Here is a 21,439-nt window from a genome sequence, read left to right as displayed (position 1 = left end):
CCCACGGGCAGGTCCACCCCCACACGCGAACCCACCCGCGCGAAGAGCCCGAGGCCCGCGTCTCCCCGGACGTCCGTCCCGAGGGCGGTCGCGGGCGCCCGGCTCACGTACGCGGGCCGTTGCGTCGCGGCGGCGGGCGGCCAGCGGGCGGCGCTGCCGTGCGCCGACCCGCGTACGGCCTGGCGCACGAGGGGCGGGCCCCAGCGCTTCCAGCTCGTCAACGTCGTCAGCGGCCGCTGCCTGACGGCGGGCGAGCGGTACGACTCCGTCGCCTTCAACGGCGGCGGCATGCTCGCGGTCCGGCTCGCCCCCTGCTCCGCCGCCCCCGCGCAGCGCTGGCACCGGCCGGGATTCAGCGACGGCGTGCCCCGGCTGGTGAGCGTCCCGTCCGGCAAGGCCCTGTCGATCGGCAAGGAGTTCGCCGGCAAGCGCCCGCCGACGGCGTTCATCCTGTACGGCCCCTACACCGGCTCGGCCGACCAGCGGATCACGCTAAGCAACTCAAGTTGACTATCGCGGAAATAGTCAACTACGGTTGCTTGCATCTTCCGATGCCTCAGGAGGCACCATGTCCATGTCCCCAGGCCCGGCCCAGGCCGGCCTCCAGCACGCGCTCGACCGCGCCGTGACCGACGGCGGCCCCGGCGTCGTCGCCGACCTCAGGGACCGCCAGGGTGAGAGCTGGTTCGGCGCCGCCGGGGTGGCCGACCTGACCACCGGCCGCGAGCGGCAGCCGGGCGAGCACTTCCGCATCGGCAGCTTCACCAAGGCGTTCACCGGCACGGTCGTCCTGGGGCTTGCGGCCGAGAGCAGACTGACCCTGGACGACACGGTGGCCACCCGGCTGCCCGGCGTGGTCGAGGACCACCTCGGTGGGGACGGCACCACGATCACCATCAGGCAGCTGCTCAACCACACCAGTGGGCTCCCCGACGCCTTCCCCGGCCAGGAACCGCCGCGCCCCGGGACGCCGGGCGGGCGCTTCATCTACTCGAAGGTCAACTACACCCTGGCCGGGTTGATCGTCGAGGGCGTCACCGGCTCGACGCTCGCCGACGAGATCGAGCGCCGCGTCGCCCGCCCGCTGGGCCTGACCGGCACGTACCTGCCCGGCCAGGACAACACGGTCCGCGAGCCGCACGCCCGGCACTACTCCGCCTTCGACGAGGGGGGCGGGCCCACCGAGGTGCACGACGTGACCGGCGCGGACCTGAGCTGGGCCGGGGCCGCCGGTGGCATGGTCTCCACGACCTCGGACCTGCACCGGTTCCTGCGGGCGCTGCTGGACGGCGACCTGCTGCCACCGGCCCAGCAGGAGGAGATGTTCACGACGGTCTCGACCGAGGGCGCGGACTGGGTGCCCGGCACCGGGTACGGCCTGGGCGTCTACTCGCAGGAGCTGCCGTGCGGCGTCACGCTCTGGGGCGGCGGCGGCTTCGTCCAGGGCTCGACGACGTACGCGATGGGCGACCGCCGGGGCGACCGCACGCTGGTGAGCAACATCAACGGCGACTGGAACGACTTCCTGAAGACCTTCTACGACCTGTACGGGACCGCGTTCTGCCCGACGCGGGACGCGTGACCGCCCGGCGTCGGCGACGCCGGGCGGTCACGTGCTCACTAGCGCAGGCTGAAGGCTCGGACAGTGGTCTGCTTGAGGGAGTTGCCCGCCTTGTCCCAGGCTTCGACCTTGAGGGTCACGGCGCCCTTGGTGGCGGAGAGGGCGGGGTAGCGGGTCCTGGCGGTGTAGGTGCCGTCCCTGTCGCGCTTGACGGGGACGGGCGTGTAGGTGGCGCCGTCGTCGGTGCTGGCCCACAGCTTCAGGCCGGCGATGCCGGGCATCTTCGACGGGGACGGCGAGTGGTAGGGGGAGACGGTGAAGGTGTGCGGACGACCGGCGCGCACGCTGTTGGCGGCGTCCAGCGTGTCGCCCAGGTCGTAGCTGACGAACACGACCGGGGCCGGCTTGCACGGCTCGGCCGTGCCGTACAGCACTTCGAGTGAGCAGAAGGAGCCGGGCAGGCGCTCGGCCCCGGCCGGGGTGGTGAACGTCCACTCGGCGTCGTGCTGGTCGTTCCTGGCGGTCAGCCGGTAGCTGCCGGAGGCTTCCGGCAGGGCGAAGACCGGCAGCACGGTGGTGCCGCCGACCTGGGCGCGCGGGACCTCCCGGCCGTCCCGGTAGAGGCGGACGTCGAAGCCCGGCTTGGACAGGTCGGTCGTCGGCCAGTAGCCGCCGCTGTACTTCCTGGCGCCCGGGGAGCCGTAGCTGGGCTCGAACTCGGCCCACAGGTTGCCGCCCTGGACGCAGATCATGCACCGGAAGAACGAGGCGAGGTTGGCGCCCGGCCCGGCGAGCTTGTAGACCTTGTCCGAGCCGGTCGCGGCGCCGGGGGTGAACGGCGTGGTCATCCAGGACTGCCGGGTGCGGACCGGCTTGTCGAACACCTCCAGGGCCCACTGCGGGACCCGCGCGTCCGCCGGTGTGCCGCGCATCTCCTCCATGCCGTGCGACCAGAGGATCCCGGCGTCGAGCGGTCCGACCCAGTCGCGGCGTTCCTGGAGGGCGAGCCGGGGGCCGCCCCACCCGGTGAGCCCGGTCGACATCGGCATGACGTCGTCGGCCTTCTGCGCGTACCGCCAGTCGTCGTAGCGGTGGGGGGCGACGACGTGGACGTCCAGGTCGACCCTGGCCAGGTCACGCTCGCGGAAGGTGTAGTGCAGCGAGCGGGACACCCGGCCCTCCTCGTAGGGGGCGAAGGTGTAGGTGTAGGGCGTCTCCTCGGTGCCGGTCACCCGGATGGTGACCTGCTTGCCGCCCGCGAGCCGGTCGCGCAGGCCGAGCGCCTCGCGGGAGGGCAGGGACACCGTCGGGACGCCGATGGGCTTGGCCTCTCCGGTGAACGGGGCCTGCGTGAAGCCCATCGGGATCGCGCAGCCGGTGCCGGGCTTCGGGAAGTGCGCGATGGCGGCCGCACCGGCGTCGCGGATCGGGCCGATCCGCTCGATCTGGACACCGCACGCGTCGCCGAGCATGTTCTGCGACATCGGCACCTCAAGCAGGACGAGCTTGCCGCGCAGGTCGCGGCCCGCCAGGTCCTGCGGCCTGCCCTCGCCGACGTCGACGACCTCCAGGTCGCGGGTCCCGGTGAACGGCCGGAAGTCGGGGAAGCCGTCGCTCTGCTCGTGCACCCCGAAGGTGTTGATCCCGTGCAGCGCCAAGGCCGGGTGCAGGGTGAGCTTGTCCCGTCCGCGCACGCTCATCGCGACCTCGGCCTTGCCGAGGGTGAAGCGGGTGTGGAAGCGGAATGCGCCCTCGGTGACCTTCTCGGTGGGCAGCGCCCACAGCCGGGCCCAGGCGTCATCGGGCCACGTGAAGCCCATGTAGGCGGTGCCGTTGGCCACGGTCCGCTGATAGGCCAGGTAGGGGAAGTTGCTCAACGGCTCGGCCGGCTGCGGGGTGCTGAACCGGACCTCGGTCAGCTTCCGGGCGTCGAGCGTGATCTCGGTGTCCTCGGTGACGGTGAGCTGGGGCACGGACAGCATCGCCAGGTTGTTCCGGTCGTCGTCGCCGACCCAGTCGATGAGCTGCGTCAAGCTGATGATCCCCACCGGGACGCGGACGACCGTGGTGCCCTCGGCTGTCAGGGTGACCCCGCCGATGACGCCCTTGCCGCCGGAGACGTCGATGGTGTCCTGGGCCCAGGGGCTGCGCGGCTTGCCGTCGCGGCCCAGGGTGTGGACGGTGAGCGTGGCCTTGGGCACCTCGCGGACGACGCCCACGGGGGTGCGGAGCTGGACGCCGTCGGCGGTCGCGGTGACGGCGCCGGTGTAGTTGTCCAGGTCGGCCAGGGTCTCGGGGGTGACGGTGACGGCGGTGGAGGCGGTACCCCCGGCGGGCACCGTGAGCGTCGTCGCGGCGACGCTCAGCCCGCCCTCGACCGCGCCGCCGTCCGACCGGCGCAGGCCGGGGGTGAGCGTCAGCGTGACCGGCTCGCTGCCCAGGTTGGTGTAGGTCAGCTCGCGCGTGGCGGGCTCGGCGCCGCTCTCGACCGCGCCGAAGTCGATCCCCGCGGTGGTGGCGAAGACCTTCTGGGTGTACGCCCTGGCCACGTCGACCCGGCCCGCGCCCTGCTTGTACACGCTGAGGGCGTCGTCCTTGGCGGTCGACATGAGCGCGGCCTTGAGCTGCGGGCCCGTCCAGCCGGGGTGCCGCTGCGCCATGATCGCGGCGGCCCCGGCGACGTGCGGGGTGGCCATCGAGGTGCCGTTCGCGGCCGTGTAGTGCTCGTCGAGCGGGGTGCCCATGCTCGTGCCGGCGGCGCGCGCCGCGGCGATGGCCACGCCCGGGGCGGCGATGTCCGGCTTGAGGCCGCCACCGACCCGCGGTCCCTGGCTGGAGAAGGCCGCCGGCGCGTCACTCTTGTCCACGGCGGCCACGGTCAGCGCGGCGTCGGCCGTGCCGGGGGTGGCGACGGTCCCGGCGCCCGCCTCGCCGGCGTTGCCCGCGGCGATCACGAACAGCGCGCCGGACGACGCGCTGAGCGCGTTGACCGCCTGGCTCATCGGGTCGGTCCCGTCGGTGGCGTCGCCGCCGAGGCTCATGCTGATCACCTTGGCGCCGGAGGCCGCGGCCCACTCCATGCCCTCGATGATCTGGGAGTCGCTGCCGGAGCCCTCGTCGGACAGCACCTTGCCGACGATCAGCCTCGCGCCGGGCGCGACGCCCTTGTGCTTGCCGCCCGCCGCCGCGCCGGAGCCGGCGATGGTGGAGGCGACGTGGGTGCCGTGGCCGTGGCCGTCCCGCACCTCCTGGCCGGGGATGAAGGACCTGCTGTCGGCGATCCGGTCGGCCAGGTCGGGGTGCTCGGCGTCGACGCCGGTGTCCAGGACGGCGACCTTCACACCGGCGCCGTCGTGGCCGCCGGCCCACGCCTGCGGCGCGCCGATCATCGGCACGCTCTCGGCGAGGTCGGCCTTGACCTTGCCGTCCAGCCACACCTTGGCGATCCCGCCGCGCAGCGTGTCCGGCCCGGCGAACCCGTTCACGCCCTTGCTGTCCGGTACGGCCCGCACCGCGGTCCAGAACGCGCCCGCCTCGGCCTTGGTGACCCGGATCGCCGAGGCGTTGACGCTCTCCAGGGTGAGCACCGGCTCGCCGGCGGGGATGGCCTTGGCCGCCGAGGCGACGGCCTGGTCGGTGTGCTGCCCCGGGTACTGCACGATGACGGGTAACTGCTCGGTCCTGTCATCGGTGTAGCCGTTCTCGGCCAGGTAGGTGACGTTGAACAGCTCCCGGTCCAGGCGGCCGGCGTTGATGGCGGGCACGGCGTCGCTCGGGGTGACGTACACGCCCTTCGGGGTGGCGAGCGCGGACAGCCGGGCGGTGGTGCCGTCGGGGCGGACGTTCGCCTCCGGGCGCACGGCGTACGTGCCGCCGCCCGCGTCGCTGAGCCGGACCCGGTCTCCGGTGATCAGGGTGACCGTGTGGTCGCCCGGTCCCAGTCCGGTCAGCGTGACGGGCCCGGTGACCTGGCCGGGAGCCGGGGCGGCCGGGGTGGGTTCCTGGGCCAGGGCGGGGGCGCCGGGGACCGGGAGGGTGCCGAGCACCAGGGCGGAGGCCGCCAGGAGCGCGCGTCTGCGGCGGGGCCTGAAGGAGGTGGGATCGTGCGGTGATGTGCGTGGAGACATGCGGAACTGCCCTTTCGGGTGCTGGGGGGAAGATCAGACGGGCTCGAACCCTTCTGGAGCGTCTTCCAGGGGTTCGATGACCGGCTTCTCCGGCGAGGCCTCCGATCCTTTCTGCGCTGGGTCGGCGTCGTCCGGTTCGCCATCGAGGGAGTCGGTTTCGGACATGCCATAAGCGTCGCCCGCACCGCCGGTGGGGACTATGGGTAGGCCACCCCATTCGCGGCCCCCGTACCGGGTGGGTCACTACGGGGGTGCTCGACCCCGAGGTGCGCGCCGAGGGCGGCGCGGGAGCGGAGCCCGAGCTTGCGCAGCGCGGCGCCGAGGTGCTTCTCCACCGTTCTCGGCGAGACGAACAGCTGCTGGCCGATCTCCCGGTTGGTCAGCCCGGCGGCGGCCATCTCGGCTATCTCCCGTTCCCGGGGGGACAGGTCCGCGCCGTAGCCCTGCGGGCCGCCGGGATAGCGGCCCCTGACCGTCACGCCGTGCCTGCGGGCGAGCTGCGCGGCCCGGTCGAGGTCCCAGCGGGCGGCCAGGTCCCGGAACGTCGTCATCGCCTCCAGCAGCGGCTCCTCCGCCCCGGAAACCCCGGCGGCCTTGGCGGCCTTGGCGGCGAACAGGCGTCCGGCTGCCAGCTCGCGTGCCTGGGCCGCCTCGTACGGCGCGCCCAGCAGGTCGTAGGCGGCCGCCGCCGTGCGGAACTCCGCCGCGGCGGCCGCGTCCCCGGCGGCGAGGTGCCCGCGCGCGTGCGCCAGCGCCGCCTCGGCCATCGGCGCGTCGAGGGCGCGGAGCTCCGCCGACAGCCGTTCCACCAGAGCGACCGCCTCGTCCCGCCTGCCCGCCGCCGCCATCGCCTCGGCCAGCGCGGGCAGCGCGCGCACCGCCAGCGGCCAGAGCCCCTTGATCTCCCACACGGCGACGGCCGCCTCGGTCGCCGCGAGCGCGGCCCCGGCCTCACCGCCGGCCGTGGCCAGCCGCAGGAATCCCGCCACCGACAGCGGAAGCAGCTCGTAGGCGCCCAGGACCAGGGCGTTCCCGGTGACCTCGGCGAGCTCGCGCCGGGCGGTGTCGAGCTCGCCGCGCGCCAGCGCCAGGCAGGCCGCGACGGTCTCGGCGCCGATGCGGTCGAACGGGCGTCCGCCGTACTCGTCGAGCAGCAGCGCGGTCTCCTCCTCCAGGCCGGCCCACCGGCCGCGGCAGGAGGCCAGCAGGAGCGCGACCAGCCGGCAGCGTGACAGCGGCTCGCGGGACGACTCCTCGCCGGCCGCGCCCCGCATCGCCGCGTCCAGCAGTTCGGCGGCGACCTCGTAGTTGCCCGCGAGGCAGGCGTGCTCCGCGATGGACCGGTAGGCGCCCACCTCCTGCCGGTGCCTCGGCCGGCCGCCGGTCCTGCGGCGGACCTCGTCGGTCAGCCCCAGCCAGCGCGGGTCGCCGTACCCGCCCAGGGAGGTCGCGATCTTGCCCAGGACGAAGACCTCCTCGACCGGGTCGCCGATCGCCGGCACCGCCTCCAGGGCCCGCTCCAGCCACACGGCGTGCTCGGCCAGCGGCACCGCCGGATCCATCGGCCTGCCGAGCGCGGCCATCACCCAGGCCGCGAGCTCGGGCCGGTCGGCGAGGTCTCCGACGGCGGCGGCGAACGCGCGACGCTGCGCGCCGGGATCCTCGCCGAGCCTCTCCTGGAGGAGCCCGATGAGGAAGTGCAGCTGGCCGCGCAGCGGGCCCGGCTGCTCCGACTCCAGCGCCTGCGACAGCAGGTCGATGACCGCCGGCGGGCGCAGCACCTGCGGGGCGGCCCAGCCGAGCCGCACCGCCAGGCGGCCCCGGCGGTCCGGGTCGAGCGGCGCGTGGCGCAGCACGTCCTCCAGGATGCGCACCGCCTCGGCGTCGTCGCCGAGCTGCGAGGCCTGCTCGGCCGCCTGTTCGGCGGCCGCCACCCAGTCGGTGAGCCGCCCGGCCTGGCGCAGGTGGTGAGCCTCCTGGCCGAGCGGCACCGGCTCCAGCGCCCGCACGGCCTCGGCAGCCCGCGCGTGCAGCTCCTGACGCCGTCCGAGCGGGATCGCGCCGTACACCGCCTGCGCGGTCAGCACGTGCCGGAACGCCACCGTGCCCGCCTGCTCGGTCAGCAGGCCGGAGACCAGCAGCTCGTCCACCCCGGCCACGGTGCCGGCCGTCGGCAGCCCGCCCACCCGTGCCAGGTCCTCCAGCCGCACCGGCACCTGCAGCACGGCGGCCGCCTCCGCGACGACACGCGCCTCCTCGGGCAGCCGCGCCACCCGCTCGCGCACCGAGTCGCGCACGCCCGGCGGCACGTCGAGCTCCGCCACCGCCTTGCGCGCCCACCGCCCGCTGCGCAGTTTGATCAGCGCGCCGCGCGCGCGCAGCAGCGCCATCAGCTCCTGCACGGCCAGCGGCAGCCCCGACGACAGCTCGTGCAGATGCGCGCCGAAGTCGGCGGTGACTCCCGCCTCGCCGAGGATCGCCGCCGCCAGGTCGCCGGTCTGCGCGGCGTCCAGCGCCTTCAGCAGGATGTGGTCGTGGAAGACCGCGTCCGCGGGGCGCGCCGTCGCCTCCCTGACCACGGCGCCCGCCTCCTCCCCCCGGTAGGTGAGCACGATCGACATCCGGGGCGGCGGCGCCGCCAGCGCGTAGGCGAGGAACTCGACGGTCTGCTCGTCGGCCCAGTGCAGGTCCTCCACCACCAGCACCACGGGGCCGAGCGCGCGCAGCACCTCGGCGAGGCCCCGGAACAGCCGGTGCCGCTCGGCGGCCCGGTCGTCCAGCGGCTCCAGCGGAGGAGGCAGCACGGACGCCAGCTCGGGCAGCAGGCCGCGCAGCGCGCCCGCGACCGGTGACAGCTCGGCCCGCGCCAGCGCGTCACCGGCGCCGCGCAGCGCCTCCACCAGCGGTCCCAGCGGGAACGGCTCCCTGATGCGCCGGGCGCCGCCGCGCAGCAGCAGCCGGTCGGCCATCTCGGGCCGCGTCGCCAGCTCGGCCAGCAGCCTGCTCTTGCCGATCCCGGCCTCGCCTTCGAGCACCACCACGGCCGGCGGCCGGCTCACCGCCGCGACCAGGCGCCCGAGCTCCTCCTCGCGCCCGACCAGCACCGGGGAGATCACCCGTCCCGCGACCGTGTCGCCGTCCGTCATCGGGACCGCCTCCGCTCACCTGGCCCATGCTGCGATCATTCATACAGCAAACGCCCAAAAGGGCTCCCGGGCGGGCTCGTGCATTCTGCACACCGCATCGGTGCACGGGGAACTACTGGTGAGGACGGCACGTGCCCAGGATGGAGGGCATGAACTCCGACATCACACCCTTCCGTATCGAGATCCCCCAGGCCGACCTGGACGACCTCCAGGCCCGCCTCGACCTGACCCGTTTCGCCGAGGAACTGCCCGACGAGTACGGCGTGAGCGTCAAGCGGGTGCGGCGGCTGGCCGATTACTGGCGCGACGGCTTCGACTGGCGCGCCCAGGAGGCCAGGATCAACGCCCACCCGCAGTTCACCACCGTGATCGACGGGCAGCGGATCCACTTCCTCCACGTGCGTTCCGCCGAGCCGGATGCCCTGCCCCTGATCCTCACGCACGGCTGGCCCGGCTCGCTGGTGGAGTTCCTCGACGTCATCGAGCCGCTGTCGCGGGACTTCCACCTGGTCATCCCGTCGCTTCCCGGCTTCGGCTTCTCCCGGCCGATCGTGGAGAGCGGCTGGGGCACCGTGCGCACCGCGCGGGCCTGGGCGGAGCTGATGAACCGCCTCGGGTACGAGCGCTACGGCGCGGTCGGCAACGACGGCGGCTCGATGGTCTCGCCGGAGATCGGCCGGTTCGCCCCGGAGAACGTCGTGGGCGTGCACGTCACGCAGATCTTCTCCTTCCCCACCGGCGACCCCGCCGAGTTCGTGGGCATGACCGAGGAGGAGCAGGCCGCGATGGGGGTGCTGCAGCGGTTCTGGGAGGAGATGGGGGCCTTCAACACCCTGCACTCGCAGCAGCCGCAGACGCTGGCGCACGCGCTCGCCGACTCGCCGGCCGGCCTGCTCGGCTGGATGGCCCAGCTGTTCGACCCGGAGCTGGACGACGACTTCGTCATCACCAACGTCGCGCTGCACTGGCTCACCGGCACCGCGGGCTCCGCGATCCGCTTCTACTACGAGAACGCCAAGGCCGGGCAGCAGCCGGCCGAGCCGACCACGACGCCGATCGGGCTGGCTTCGGCCAAGGGCGACTTCCAGTCCATCCGGCGGTTCGCCGAGCGCGACCACAAGAACATCGTGCAGTGGAACACGTACGAGAGCGGCGGGCACTACGCGGCCCACCAGGCTCCCGGCGTCTACGCGGGCGACGTGCGCGGCTTCTTCGCCGGCCTCCTGGCCGGCTAGCGGGGCACCGACGCGACCAGGGCGAACGTGCCGTCGCCCGGGTCGCCCGCGGTGAACCTGCCGCCCACGGCCTCGACCCTGGCCGTCAGGCTCACCAGCCCGCTGCCGGTGCGCCGCTCGCTCCGCGTCACGCCGTCGTTGGTGACGCGCAGCCGCACCGTGTCACGGGCCGTGTCGTGAGCCGTGTCGTGGGCCGTGTCGTGCGCCAGGTCCACCGTGATCGTGCATCGGCGGGCGGCCGCGTGGCGGACGACGTTGGTGGCGGCTTCGCGCAGGACCGTGGCCAGCACCGGGAGCTCCTCGGCGGCGGCCTCGGCGGCGACGTCCACCTCGACCTCGACGCCGGCGGAGGCGAGCAGCGAGCGGGCGGAGCCGATCTCCTCGCGCAGGATCGGCCGGGCGCCGCCGGAGGTGATCGAGCGCACGTCGGCCAGCCCCCGCTCCGCGAGCGGGCCCGTCTCCGCCAGCAGGAGCGCCGCCTTGGCGGGGTCGTCGCCGATGGCGCGCAGGGCCAGCTCGGCCTTGAGCGTGATCGCCGACAGCGTCATGCCGAGCAGGTCGTGCACGTCCCTGGCCAGCCGGAGCCGCTCGGCGACGACGGCGCCCGCGGCGACGTGCCTGCGCAGGCCGCGCAGGTGCCCGGCCGCCTTGGGGAACCGGTCGAACGCGAACACGCCGATGGCGACCGTGACCACCGAGGCCGCCTGGTAGAGCTCGTAGCCGCCCACCTCCGGATAGAGCCGCAGCACGTACGCGCTGACGACGGCGGTGAGCGCGACGGCGGGGACGGACCAGCGGGCGGGCAGCCACAGCAGGGTGTTGGCCGCGGCCAGGAGGAGCAGCGCCGACAGCGTGCCCTCCCCCAGATAGAGGGTGGCGGCGGTGATGACGAGGAGGTGCAGCGGGAGCGTCAGGCGCCAGGCGGAGGCGGGCCGCGTCCTGGGCACGCCGTGGTAGAGCTGGAACGCGACGGCCAGGGCCGAGGTGACGACCGCGACGGCCCAGTGGCGCGGCTCGGTGGCGTGGCTGTCGGCGACGTTGGTGAGCACGATGACCGACACGTTGACGGTCATCGCGGTGAGGCCCCACCGCGCGAGCCGCGACGACGTGTCGGGCAGGTCGGTGTGGCCGGCGGGCAGCGGCGGGCGGGGCGCGGCCGCGACCGTCCTGGCCTCGGCGGCCGCCTCGCGGGCGGTCTCCGCGATGCCGGCGAGCAGGCCGGGGGTGATCGTCGCCTGGCGGGAGGCGCGCAGGATGTGGGCGAGCCGGTCGCCGATGGCCCTGCGCAGGTCACCGGCCGCGCGCAGGCGTTCGTTCGCCGCTTCGAGTTCGGCGAGCTGCCGGTTGGCCGCCTGGGTCTCGCTCAGCAGCACGGCCAGCCGTACCAGGGCGAACAGGGTCAGCCCCACGTTCATGTCGATGATCGTGAAGGTGAGGACGGTGACGGGGTCGCCGTGCAGAACGGTCGCCACCGAGAGGTCGGCCAGCAGCACCGCCCCGCCCAGCAGCCACCCCGCCGGGCCCGCCACGCTCAGCGGCATGGCGGCGGCCAGCGGCCCCGCGATCGGCCCCCACAGCATGGCGAAGGGCAGGTAGGGGCCGAACGTCGCGACCGCGAGGGCGGGGACGGCGGCGCGGACGCCCCGGGCGACGAGCGCGAAGAGGCCGACGACCGCCAGGACGAGGCCCAGGCAGACGGCGAGCGTCAGCGTCCCGGAGCTGCCCAGCGACCCGGCCATCGTGACGATGATGGCGAACCGCGCCGGGACGAGGAGGGCGGCGTAACCGAGCACGAGCGCCCAGCCGGCCGACGGCCTGAGCTGCGGCCATCCGCCCGGTTCTGCGCCTGTCACCTGCGTTGTCTACCACGCTTAGGATGCGCAGTGTGATTCGTGTCCTCATAGCGGAAGATGTCCTGATCCTGCGTGAGGCGCTGGTCGCCTTGCTCGGCTACGAGGAGGACATCGAGGTCGTGGCCGCACTGGGGTCGGGCGACGCGATCGTGCCCGCCGCGCTGGCCCACCGGCCGGACGTCGCCGTGCTCGACATCGACCTGCCCGTCGTCGACGGCCTGGACGCCGCCGCCGAGCTGCACACCCGGCTGCCGGACTGCCGGGTGCTGATCCTCACCGCGCTGGGCCGGCCCGGCAACCTGCGGCGCGGGGTCGAGGCGCACGTGTCCGGGTTCATGCTCAAGGACTCCCGGCCCCAGGAGCTGGTGTCCGCCATCCGCGACGTCGCGGCCGGCCGCCGGATCGTCGACCAGCAGCTCGCCTACGCCGCGCTCGGCCTGCCCGCCAACCCGCTGACCGACCGCGAGGCCGACGTCCTGCGCCTGACCGGCGCCGGGGCCGCGCCCCGCGACATCGCCAGGGACCTGCATCTCAGCTATGGCACCGTACGCAACTACCTCGCCTCCGCCGTCACCAAGCTGAACGCGCGCACCCGGCAGGACGCGATCCGCATCGCCACCGAGGCGGGCTGGCTCTGACGGGGTGCACCTGGGTCCGCGCGGTCCGCTGGTGGCTGCTCACGCCGTTCCCGGTCCGGTCGCCGTCCGGGCGATGAGCCTGTCGATGCCGTCCAGCAGCGGTCGCAGGCCGAACTCGAAGAACTCGTCGAGGTCCAGGTCGTAGCCCTCGCCCGGCAGGGCGGCCAGCACCTTGGCGAAGGTGGGCATGCGGCGCAGGTCCACGGTGCTCATCTGGGCGTCGACCCACTCCTGATCCGACAGCCCGGTGGCTTCCTGGGCCTGCGCCTCGGACTCCAGGTTGACCGCCAGGCCCTGGACATGGCTGAAGACCAGGACCTGCAGGTTGAGCATGGTGACCGGTTCGAGGCCGAGCGGGTCGAGGGCGGCCATCAGGCATTCGCCGTACGCCATGAGGTTGGGCAGGGCCAGCGGCCGGTTGAGCGGGGTGATGTGCGCCAGCCACGGATGGCGCCGGTGGACCTGCCACAGCTGCCGGGCGACCAGCTCGAACCGGGCCCGCCAGCCCTCCGGCAGCGCCTCGGGCCAGACGGCCTCGCCGTAGGCCGCGTCGGCCATGAGCGTCACCAGCTCGTCCTTGCCGCCGACGTAGCGGTAGGGCGACATGGCCGAGACGCCCAGCCGCGCCGCGACGCCGCGCATCGACAGCACGGCCAGGCCCTCGTCGTCGGCGAGCGCCATGGCGGCCGCGACGACGCGTTCGCGGGTCAGCCCGTGCTCGGCTGACGGCCGCCGCCGCTGCGCGCGGTCGGCCACGACGGTGCCGGACCGCGGCCTGGCCTCGACCAGCCCCTCGTGGCTCAGCGTGGCCAGCGACTTGGCCGCGGTGGCCAGAGCGACGCCCCACTTCATGGCGATCTGCCTGGTCGACGGCACCCGGTCGCCCGGCGTCAGCTCCCCGTCGGCGATCCGCCGCCGGATGTCGTCAACGATCTGCTGGTACGGCGCGGCCATACATCGTCCCTTCTGTACTAGGACAGAAATTACCAGACTCCCCTTCCCAATCACTGTATTTACGCCGTACGTTCAGCCGTACACGAAAGGGGTTCACCATGAAGAAGGCACTCATCTCCGGAGCCGGCACGGCAGGGACGGCTCTGGCGTTCTGGCTGGGCCGCCACGGCTTCGCCGTCACCGTGGTCGAGCGGTCACCCGCGATGCGCACCGGCGGGCACGCGGTCGACGTGCGCGGCGCGGCGATCGAGGTCGTCTCCAGGATGGGCCTGCTGGAGACGATCCAGGCGGCCAGGACGACCTACCGCGGCATGTCCGTGCTCGACGGCGACGGCAACGAGGTCTTCCGCACCACCGAGACCACCTACAGCGGCGGCCGGCTCGACAACGACGACGTGGAACTGTTCCGCGACGACCTGGCGCGCATCCTGTTCGAGCATGCCCCGGCGGACTACCGCTTCGGCGACTCGATCACCGGGCTGCGCGAGCACGAGCACGGCGTCCGCGTCACGTTCGAACGCGCCGAACCGGCCGACTTCGACGTGGTGATCGGCGCCGACGGGCTGCACTCCACCGTGCGCCGCCTGGCCTTCGGCCCGGAGGAGCGCCACGTGCACCCGATCGGCCAGCACATCGGCATCTACACGATGGACAACTTCCTCGGCCTGCGGGACTGGCAGACCTGGCTGAAGGACGGGGACGCCGGCTACGGCCTCTTCACCACGCGTGACAACAGCCGGCTCAAGGTCTTCCTCGGCTTCGAAGCCGGACCGATCGACTACGACCACCGCGACGTCGAGCAGCACAAGCGCATCGCGGCCGAGCGCTGCGGCGGCCTGCGCTGGGAGACGCCCAGGCTGCTGAAGGCCATGTGGGAGGACCCGGCCTTCTACTTCGACACCATGGCCCAGGTCCGCATGGACCGCTGGTCCGCGGGGCGCGTCACGCTGCTGGGCGACGCCGCGTGCTGCCCCTCCCCGATGTCGGGCCAGGGCACCAGCCTGGCCCTGGTGGGCGCGTACGTGCTGGCCGAGGAGCTGGGCGCGGCCGGCCACGAGACCGCCTTCGCCCGCTACGAGGCCCGCATGCGCCCCTTCGCCGAGGTCAACCAGGCCCTCGCGCTGGAGAACCCCGGCGGCCCGGCCGCGGAGGAGTCCGTCGACCGGGCCAAGAACGCCATCACCCTGTGATGCGGCGGGTCACTTGAAGGTGCGCAGGCGCAGGCTGTTGCTGACCACGAAGACGCTGGAGAACGCCATCGCAGCCCCGGCGATCATCGGGTTGAGCAGGCCCAGCGCGGCCAGGGGCAGGGCGGCCACGTTGTAGGCGAAGGCCCAGAACAGGTTGCCCTTGATCGTGGACAGCGTCCTGCGCGAGAGCCTGATCGCGTCGGCGGCCACCCGCAGGTCCCCGCGGACCAGCGTCAGGTCGGAGGCCTCGATCGCGGCGTCCGTGCCGGTGCCCATCGCCAGGCCCAGGTCGGCCTGGGCCAGCGCGGCGGCGTCGTTAACCCCGTCGCCGACCATGGCGACGACCTTGCCGTCGGCCTGCAGCCGCTTGACCACGTCCACCTTGTCGGCGGGCAGCACCTCGGCGATCACCTCGTCGATGCCCACCTCGGCCGCCACCGTCGTGGCCACGCTCTCGTTGTCGCCGGTCAGCAGCACCGGCGTCAGGCCGAGCGCCCGCAACTGGGCGATCGCCTCCTTGCTGGTCGGCTTGACCACGTCGGCCACCTCCAGGACCGCGCGGGCCTGGCCGTCCCAGCCGACCGCGACCGCCGTCCGGCCCGCCGACTGCGCGTCACGCAGAGCCCGCTCCAGGCCGGGGGTGAGGTGCTGCGACCACTCCCGCAGCAGTTTCGGCCGGCCCACCAGCACCGCGTGCCCGTCCACGACGCCCTGCACGCCGAGCCCTTCGACGTTGGCGAAGTCCTCCGGAGCGGGCAGGTCGCCGACGCGGGCCATGGCTCCCGTGGCGATAGCGCGGGCGATCGGGTGCTCGGAGGCGTGCTCCAGCGCCCCGGCCAGGCGCAGCACCTCGGCCTCGTCCTGGCCGTCGGCCACGTGCACGCCGGTGAGCGTCATCCTGCCCTCGGTGACGGTGCCGGTCTTGTCCAGCACCACGGTGTCGATCCGGCGGGTCGACTCCAGCACCTCCGGCCCCTTGATCAGGATGCCGAGCTGGGCGCCCCGGCCGGTGCCGACCAGCAACGCGGTCGGCGTGGCCAGGCCCAGCGCGCACGGGCAGGCGATGATCAGCACCGCCACCGCGGCGGTGAACGCCGCCCCCACCCCGTCGCCGGTGCCCAGCCAGAACCCCAGCGTGCCGAGAGCCAGCGCGATCACGATCGGCACGAACAGGCCCGAGATCCGGTCGGCCAGCCGCTGCACCTGCGCCTTGCCCGTCTGCGCGTCCTCCACCAGCCGGGCCATCTGGGCCAGCTGCGTGTCGGCGCCGACCCGGGTGGCGCGGACGATCAACCGGCCGCCCGCGTTCACCGTCGCGCCGGTCACCGCGTCGCCCGGCCGCACCTCCACCGGCACCGACTCGCCGGTCAGCATCGAGGCGTCGACGGCCGAGCTGCCGTCCTCGATCACCCCGTCGGTGGCGATCTTCTCGCCCGGCCGGACCACGAACCGGTCACCGGCCGCCAGCTCACCGGTCGGGATCCGGCGGCCGTCGGCCAGCTCGACGTCCTTGGCGCCCAGCTCCAGGAGCGCCCGCAGCGCCGCACCGGCCCGCCGCTTGGACCGCGACTCGAAATAGCGGCCGGCCAGGATGAACGCGGTCACCCCCGCCGCGGCCTCCAGATAGATGTTGCCCGACCCGTCGGTCCGCTCGATCGTGAACGCGAACGGGTGCGTCATCCCCGGCACCCCGGCCGTGCCGAAGAACAACGCCCAAACCGACCAGCCCAGCGCGGCCAGCGTGCCGATCGAGATCAGCGTGTCCATCGTGGCCGCGCCGTGCCGCAGATTCGTCCACGCCGCCCTGTGGAACGGCCAGCCCGCGTAAACCACCACCGGCGCGGCCAGCACCAGCGACAACCACTGCCAATAGGTGAACTGCAACGCCGGCACCATCGCCATCGCGATCACCGGCACCGCCAGCACCACCGACGTGACCAGCCGCTGCCGCAGGGGCCGCAGTTCGTCGTCGGGCTCCCGCCCGGCGGCCTCCTGCTCCGCGGACGGGGGCGGGGCGGGCAGCGCGGCGCTGTAGCCGGCCTTCTCCACCTCCGCCACGAGCTGCTGCGGGTCCACCCCTTCGGGGAAGGTGACCTTGGCCTTCTCCGTCGCGTAGTTGACCGTGGCCGTCACGCCGTCCATCTTGTTGAGCTTGCGCTCGATCCGGTTCGCGCAGGACGCGCAGGTCATGCCGCCGATCGAGAGTTCGACGGCGTTCGGCTGGTCGTCGGTGAGAGAGGACATCGCCTGTTTCCCTTCTCTCGGTCAGTGGCTGTGGTCGCCGTGCCCGGTGGGCGTGGCGCTGGGAGTCGGTGCCGGGTCCGCCGCCTGATCGCCGCGCAGGGTGAAGTCGGCGGTACGGACCTTCCCCTCGTGCTGGAAGTCCAGGAACAGACGGTAGTCGCCCGCGCTGGGTGCCTCGGCGTAGAAGACGATCTCGGGCCCCGGCTTCGTCGTGCCGTCGCCCGGCTCGCCGTCGGGGTGGACGTGCAGGTAGGCCAGGTCCCCGGCGCGCAACGCCACCAGGTGACCGTACGCGCCCAGGTACGGCTGCAGGTCGGTGACCGGCTCGCCGTCCTTGCTGACCTTCAGCGTGAGCTTGCTCGACCGGCCGGGGGCGAGGTCGCCGTCGAGCGTGACGGTGTAGCCGTCGACCTCGGACGTGTGGCTCTCCTTCGGCAGCGCCCTGGGCTCGAAGTCACCCGCGACGAGCAGGTCCGTGCCCAGGGTCAGCGCGTCGGCGCCGGTGGGGGCGAAGTCGGCGAAGGCCCGGTAGGTGCCCGCCGCCGGGAGCGTGAGCCTGATCGACCAGACGCCGCCGCCCGTCTCCTCCGGGTGCAGGTGCTGGAAGCTGCCCAGGTCGCGGGAGACGACGATGAAGTGGAGCTTCTTGTCGTGCTGGACCTGGTAGTCGGTGACCGGCCGACCGTCGGGGCCGGTCACGGTGAAGCGGAAGTCGGCCGGCTCGCCGGGCTTGAGTGCCGCGGTGAGCGGGGTGAGGGTGTAGCCCTTCTCGGACACTTGGAGCCCCCCGGGGGTATCGTCCTTCGGCTGTTCGGTGGTGTGCTCGCCATGGCCCGCGCTCTCGGCGGGCTTCGTCATGGCGGCGTGGTCCTCGGCCGGGCCCACCGCGGGGCCCACCGCGGGGCCCACCACCGGGCCCACCAACGTGCCCGCCCCCAGGGCGCCGCCGAAGACGACAGCGAGGCCCAGGGTGTAGGCGCCGAGCTTGGCCGCCGTGTTCATGACCGGCTCGCCACTTCGTGGCCGGCCTGCTCGACGGCGGCGGCTGTGCGGGCGGCGGTGCTCATATCGATCTCCCCTTCGGACGGTCAGGAACGGACGGGTCGTGCGATGGCGTCTCTGACTCTCTCAACACTATACCCCCCTATGGTATTTCGGAAGCCGGGGCCCGCCCTGACGAGCGGACCCGGGGCTTACGCGCCGATCGTCTCCGCGACCTGCGCGGCGGGCTTGGGCCTGCGCATGAGCAGCAGGGTGAGCGCCGCTCCGGCGAGCGCGACCACCCCGGCCCCGACGAACGCGGCCCGGAACCCGCCGGTCAGGCCGGCGGCGCCCTGCGAGGTGGCGACGGCCGTCATGACGGCCAGGCCGACGGCGGAGCCGACGTTGTAGGTGGTGTTGACGATGCCGGAGGCCAGCCCGCTCTCCTCCGGCCGCACGCCGGACATCGCCGACATCATGGCCGGGATGTAGGCCAGCGACATGCCGACGGCCGCGATCAGGCTGGCGGGCAGCACGTCGACGGTGAACGCCCCGTCCGGGCGGACCAGGCTCAGCCCGAGCACCCCGGCGCCGAGGACGGCCAGCCCGAGCACGACGAGCGGCTTGGCCCCGTATCGGGCGAGCAGCCGGGCGGTGATGGCGATCATGAAGATCATGACCGCGATCGTCATCGGCAGCAGCGCCGCCCCGCTCGCGAACGCGCCGTAGCCGAGGACCTGCTGCAGGTAGAGGTTCAGGAAGTACCACATCGGGATCCAGGCGGCGCCGAGCAGGGCCATCGCGAGGTTCGAGGCGGCCAGGCCGGGCGTCCGCCACACCCGCAGCGGCATGAGCGGCTCCCGCACGCTGCGCTGCACCAGCAGGAACAGGCCGAGCAGCACGGCCGCACCGGCGCCCTCGGCCAGCGTGACGGCCAGGCTCTGCTCCGGTGCCCGGACGATCGTGTACACCGCGAGCGCGATGCCGCCCGTGACGGCGACCGCGCCGAGCACGTCGACCGACCCGCGCCGGCCCCGCGTCGCCGGCAGCAGCGCCGGGACGGCGGCCAGCGTGAGCAGGCCGATCGGGATGTACACGATGAACACCCACGGCCAGCTCAGATACTCGGTGATCACCCCGCCCAGGAACACCCCGGCCGTGCCTCCGGCCGGCGCGGCGGCGCCGTACAGCGCCATGGCCTTGCCCAGCTCGCGCGGGTTGTGCCCGAACAGCATCATGAGCAGGGTCATCGCGGCGGGCGCGATGAGCGCCCCGCCGACGCCCTGCACGGCGCGGCCGAGGATCTCCACCCAGGCGCTGCCCGCGACGGCGGCGATCACCGATCCGGCGGTCAGCACGACCCAGCCGGCGGCGAAGACCTTGCGGGCGCCGAGCAGGTCCGACAGGCGGCCGCCGAGCAGCAGCAGACCGCCGAAGGCGATCACGTAGGCGTTGAACACCCACTGCAGGCCGCCCGGGGAGAAGCCGAGGTCACGCTGCATGCCGGGCAGCGCGACCCCGATGATCGACGTGTCCATGATGACCATGAACTGCGCGGCGGCGAGCACGACGAGCGCCCACCACCTGCGCGGTTTGACGGCATCCATACCGCTCTCCTGACGCTCTTGATACCCCTGTGGGGTATCTGCGCCAGGGAACGTAACATACCCCCCAGGGGTTTGCAAGCGGCTGTGACCCCGCGCCTCAGAGCTGGAGCCTGGGCCAGGCTGCCGTGTCGCGGAGCAGTTGCCGGTCGTGGGTGGCCAGCACCACGGCGGCGCCCGTGTCGGCCAGCGCCTGGGTCAGCTCCTCCACCAGCGTCATCGACAGGTGGTTGGTCGGCTCGTCCAGCAGCAGGACGTGCGGCCGCGCGGCCAGCAGCACGGCCAGGTCGAGCCGCCGCCGCTGACCCAGCGACAGCTCGCTCACCGGCTGGTGCGTGGCGCCGGCCGGCAGCAGGCCCAGCTGGGACAGGCCGACCCGGTCCCCCGCCGCCGCGGCCGTCGCGTACACCTCGAAGGCGCGCTGCCGGGACGGCGGCGGCGGCTCCTGGGTGAGCCACCCGATCCGGACGCCGCGCTTGCGCTGCACGTCGCCCGTGCCGGGGTGGAGCGTGCCCGCGAGCACGGAGAGCAGGGTGGACTTGCCGCAGCCGTTGGGGCCGGTCACCAGCAGCCGGTCACCGGCGCGCAGCAGCACCGAGCGCGGCTCGGTGAGCCTGCCGGGCACCGTCACGTCGTCGGCGCGCAGCAACGTGGCCCCGGCCGGCGCGCCGAGCTTCGGCGGCTGGAAGCGCAGCGGCGGCTGAGGCACGTCCAGCACGTGCGCCTCCAGGTCCTCCTGCCTCCGGTGCACGGCGCGCACCAGTGCGGGCGCCCGGGTGGCACGGGTGTGCTTGCCCGTGCCCTTCTCCGGACGCCACCCGGTGGACAGCCGGTTCTGGGCCGCGGACAGGTCCTGGGCGAGCCGCCGGCGCTCCTCCTGCTGGTCGCGGTACTCGCTCTCCCAGCGCTCCCGTTCGGCACGGCTGCCCTCCCGGTAGCCTGCGTAGCCGCCGCCGTAGACGCGGGGACGGCCGTCGCGGGTCGGGTCGAGGTCGAGGACGGCGGTGGCGACGTCGGCGAGCAGCGCCCGGTCGTGGCTGACGAGCACGACGCCGCCCGGGTGCTCGCGCAGCCGCGCCGTCAGGTGCTCCAGCCCTGCCGCGTCGAGGTGGTTGGTCGGCTCGTCCAGCAGCAGCAGGTCGTACCGGGAGCCCAGCAGACAGGCCAGCCGGATCCGGTAGCGCTGCCCGACGGACAGCCCCGCCAGCGGCCGGGCGCGGTCGGTGACCGCGTCCAGGGCGGCGAGCGAGACGTCGACGCGGCGATCTGCGTCCCAGGCGTCGATGGACTCGGCGGCCGCGAGCGCGTCCGCGTAGTCGTCCTCGGCGCCGCGGCGCTGCTCGGCGAGCGCGACCGTGGCCGTCTCGAACGCGTGCAGCACGGCCCGCACCTGGGCCAGCTCAAGATCGATCAGGTCGCCGACGGTGCGGTCGTCGTCGACCGGCATCTCCTGGTCGGCGACGCCGATCGTGCCGGCGCGGCGCACGGTGCCGGTGTCGGGGGTGAGGGTCCCGGCGAGGACCTGCAGCAGGGTGGTCTTCCCGCGCCCGTTCTCGCCGACCACCCCCAGCCGGTCACCCGCGGAGACGGTCAGATCCACCCCGGCGAGTACGGGACGGCCGCCGCGGGCCAGATGCAGATCGGTGGCGTTGAGATGAGCCCGCGCACGGGCCGACATGGTGATGTCGGTGGACATACTTCCTCCGGAGAACCGGATCCCGCGCATGCCGAAGAGGCCGGGCGGCGATCCGGGAAAAGGTGAGACACGACGGCGGAACGCTCAGCCGCACCCGCTGACCGGGGGCTGAGGCCGTCGTTCTCAGAGGAAGTACAAGTACTGCATGCCTCAAAGGTAACAAGCGCGCTGCCGACCCCGCAAAGGCATTACCCGGTGATCTCCAGCTCT

14 protein-coding genes are annotated in these 21,439 nt (G+C 73.5%); 5 read left to right on the top strand and 9 right to left on the bottom strand.

The window, feature by feature from the left end:
• Positions 1-510, top strand: a 510-nt coding sequence (locus ADY59_RS26730; RefSeq protein ID WP_049567201.1) for an RICIN domain-containing protein, incomplete at its 5' end; no start/stop codon positions are given.
• Between the two features lie 58 nt (positions 511-568).
• Positions 569-1,582: a serine hydrolase domain-containing protein gene (locus tag ADY59_RS26725; RefSeq protein WP_049567198.1), complete on the top strand. Its 1,014-nt coding sequence runs from the start codon at positions 569-571 to the stop codon at positions 1,580-1,582.
• Between the two features lie 38 nt (positions 1,583-1,620).
• Here the strand turns inward: ADY59_RS26725 and ADY59_RS26720 are convergent, their stop codons facing one another.
• From ADY59_RS26720 to ADY59_RS26715, 3 genes are read right to left on the bottom strand one after another with little or no spacing between them, the layout of a single operon-like run.
• On the bottom strand, positions 1,621-5,688 hold the full coding sequence (locus ADY59_RS26720) for a S8 family peptidase (RefSeq protein ID WP_063780794.1): 4,068 nt from the start codon (positions 5,686-5,688) through the stop codon (positions 1,621-1,623).
• 33 nt (positions 5,689-5,721) lie between these two features.
• Positions 5,722-5,853: a hypothetical protein gene (locus ADY59_RS53460; protein ID WP_269433646.1), complete on the bottom strand. Its 132-nt coding sequence runs from the start codon at positions 5,851-5,853 to the stop codon at positions 5,722-5,724.
• A gap of 32 nt (positions 5,854-5,885) precedes the next feature.
• Positions 5,886-8,834: a helix-turn-helix transcriptional regulator gene (locus ADY59_RS26715; protein WP_049567196.1), complete on the bottom strand. Its 2,949-nt coding sequence runs from the start codon at positions 8,832-8,834 to the stop codon at positions 5,886-5,888.
• 149 nt (positions 8,835-8,983) lie between these two features.
• Between ADY59_RS26715 and ADY59_RS26710 the strand changes: the two genes are divergently transcribed.
• Positions 8,984-10,069: an epoxide hydrolase family protein gene (locus tag ADY59_RS26710; RefSeq protein WP_049567193.1), complete on the top strand. Its 1,086-nt coding sequence runs from the start codon at positions 8,984-8,986 to the stop codon at positions 10,067-10,069.
• Here the strand turns inward: ADY59_RS26710 and ADY59_RS26705 are convergent.
• Positions 10,066-11,922, bottom strand: a complete 1,857-nt coding sequence (locus ADY59_RS26705) for a sensor histidine kinase (RefSeq protein ID WP_049567192.1) — start codon at positions 11,920-11,922, stop codon at positions 10,066-10,068. The genes ADY59_RS26710 and ADY59_RS26705 overlap by 4 nt on opposite strands.
• Positions 11,923-11,954: 32 nt before the next feature.
• On the opposite strand from ADY59_RS26705, the gene ADY59_RS26700 reads away from it, so the two are divergent.
• Entirely contained in the window at positions 11,955-12,560 is a 606-nt protein-coding gene (locus ADY59_RS26700) for a response regulator transcription factor (protein WP_049567189.1), read from the top strand.
• A gap of 39 nt (positions 12,561-12,599) precedes the next feature.
• Here ADY59_RS26700 and ADY59_RS26695 read toward each other — a convergent pair whose 3' ends face one another.
• The gene (locus tag ADY59_RS26695; RefSeq protein ID WP_049567186.1) at positions 12,600-13,514 is read right to left on the bottom strand and encodes a GntR family transcriptional regulator; all 915 of its coding nucleotides are present in this window, start codon (positions 13,512-13,514) and stop codon (positions 12,600-12,602) included.
• Between the two features lie 98 nt (positions 13,515-13,612).
• Between ADY59_RS26695 and ADY59_RS26690 the strand changes: the two genes are divergently transcribed.
• Positions 13,613-14,704 carry an FAD-dependent monooxygenase gene (locus ADY59_RS26690; RefSeq protein WP_049567183.1) on the top strand — a complete coding sequence of 364 codons (1,092 nt, stop codon included), beginning with the start codon at positions 13,613-13,615 and terminating at the stop codon, positions 14,702-14,704.
• Positions 14,705-14,713: 9 nt separating this feature from the next.
• Here ADY59_RS26690 and ADY59_RS26685 read toward each other — a convergent pair whose 3' ends face one another.
• The 4 genes from ADY59_RS26685 to ADY59_RS26670 form a co-directional block, all read right to left on the bottom strand.
• The gene (locus tag ADY59_RS26685; protein WP_049567181.1) at positions 14,714-16,948 is read right to left on the bottom strand and encodes a heavy metal translocating P-type ATPase; all 2,235 of its coding nucleotides are present in this window, start codon (positions 16,946-16,948) and stop codon (positions 14,714-14,716) included.
• 21 nt (positions 16,949-16,969) lie between these two features.
• Positions 16,970-17,950 carry a hypothetical protein gene (locus ADY59_RS26680; RefSeq protein ID WP_049567178.1) on the bottom strand — a complete coding sequence of 327 codons (981 nt, stop codon included), beginning with the start codon at positions 17,948-17,950 and terminating at the stop codon, positions 16,970-16,972.
• A 191-nt stretch (positions 17,951-18,141) separates the two neighbouring features.
• Entirely contained in the window at positions 18,142-19,536 is a 1,395-nt protein-coding gene (locus ADY59_RS26675; RefSeq protein WP_049567175.1) for an MFS transporter, read from the bottom strand.
• Positions 19,537-19,633: 97 nt separating this feature from the next.
• The gene (locus ADY59_RS26670) at positions 19,634-21,211 is read right to left on the bottom strand and encodes an ABC-F family ATP-binding cassette domain-containing protein (RefSeq protein ID WP_442937731.1); all 1,578 of its coding nucleotides are present in this window, start codon (positions 21,209-21,211) and stop codon (positions 19,634-19,636) included.
• Between the last annotated feature and the right edge of the window lie 228 nt (positions 21,212-21,439).

It is taken from the genome of Nonomuraea sp. SBT364 (genome assembly GCF_001083785.1).
Classification (GTDB): Bacteria; Actinomycetota; Actinomycetes; order Streptosporangiales; family Streptosporangiaceae; genus Nonomuraea.
Note: the sequence above shows the minus strand (reverse complement) of the source record. Positions and strands in the feature narration are given on the sequence as shown.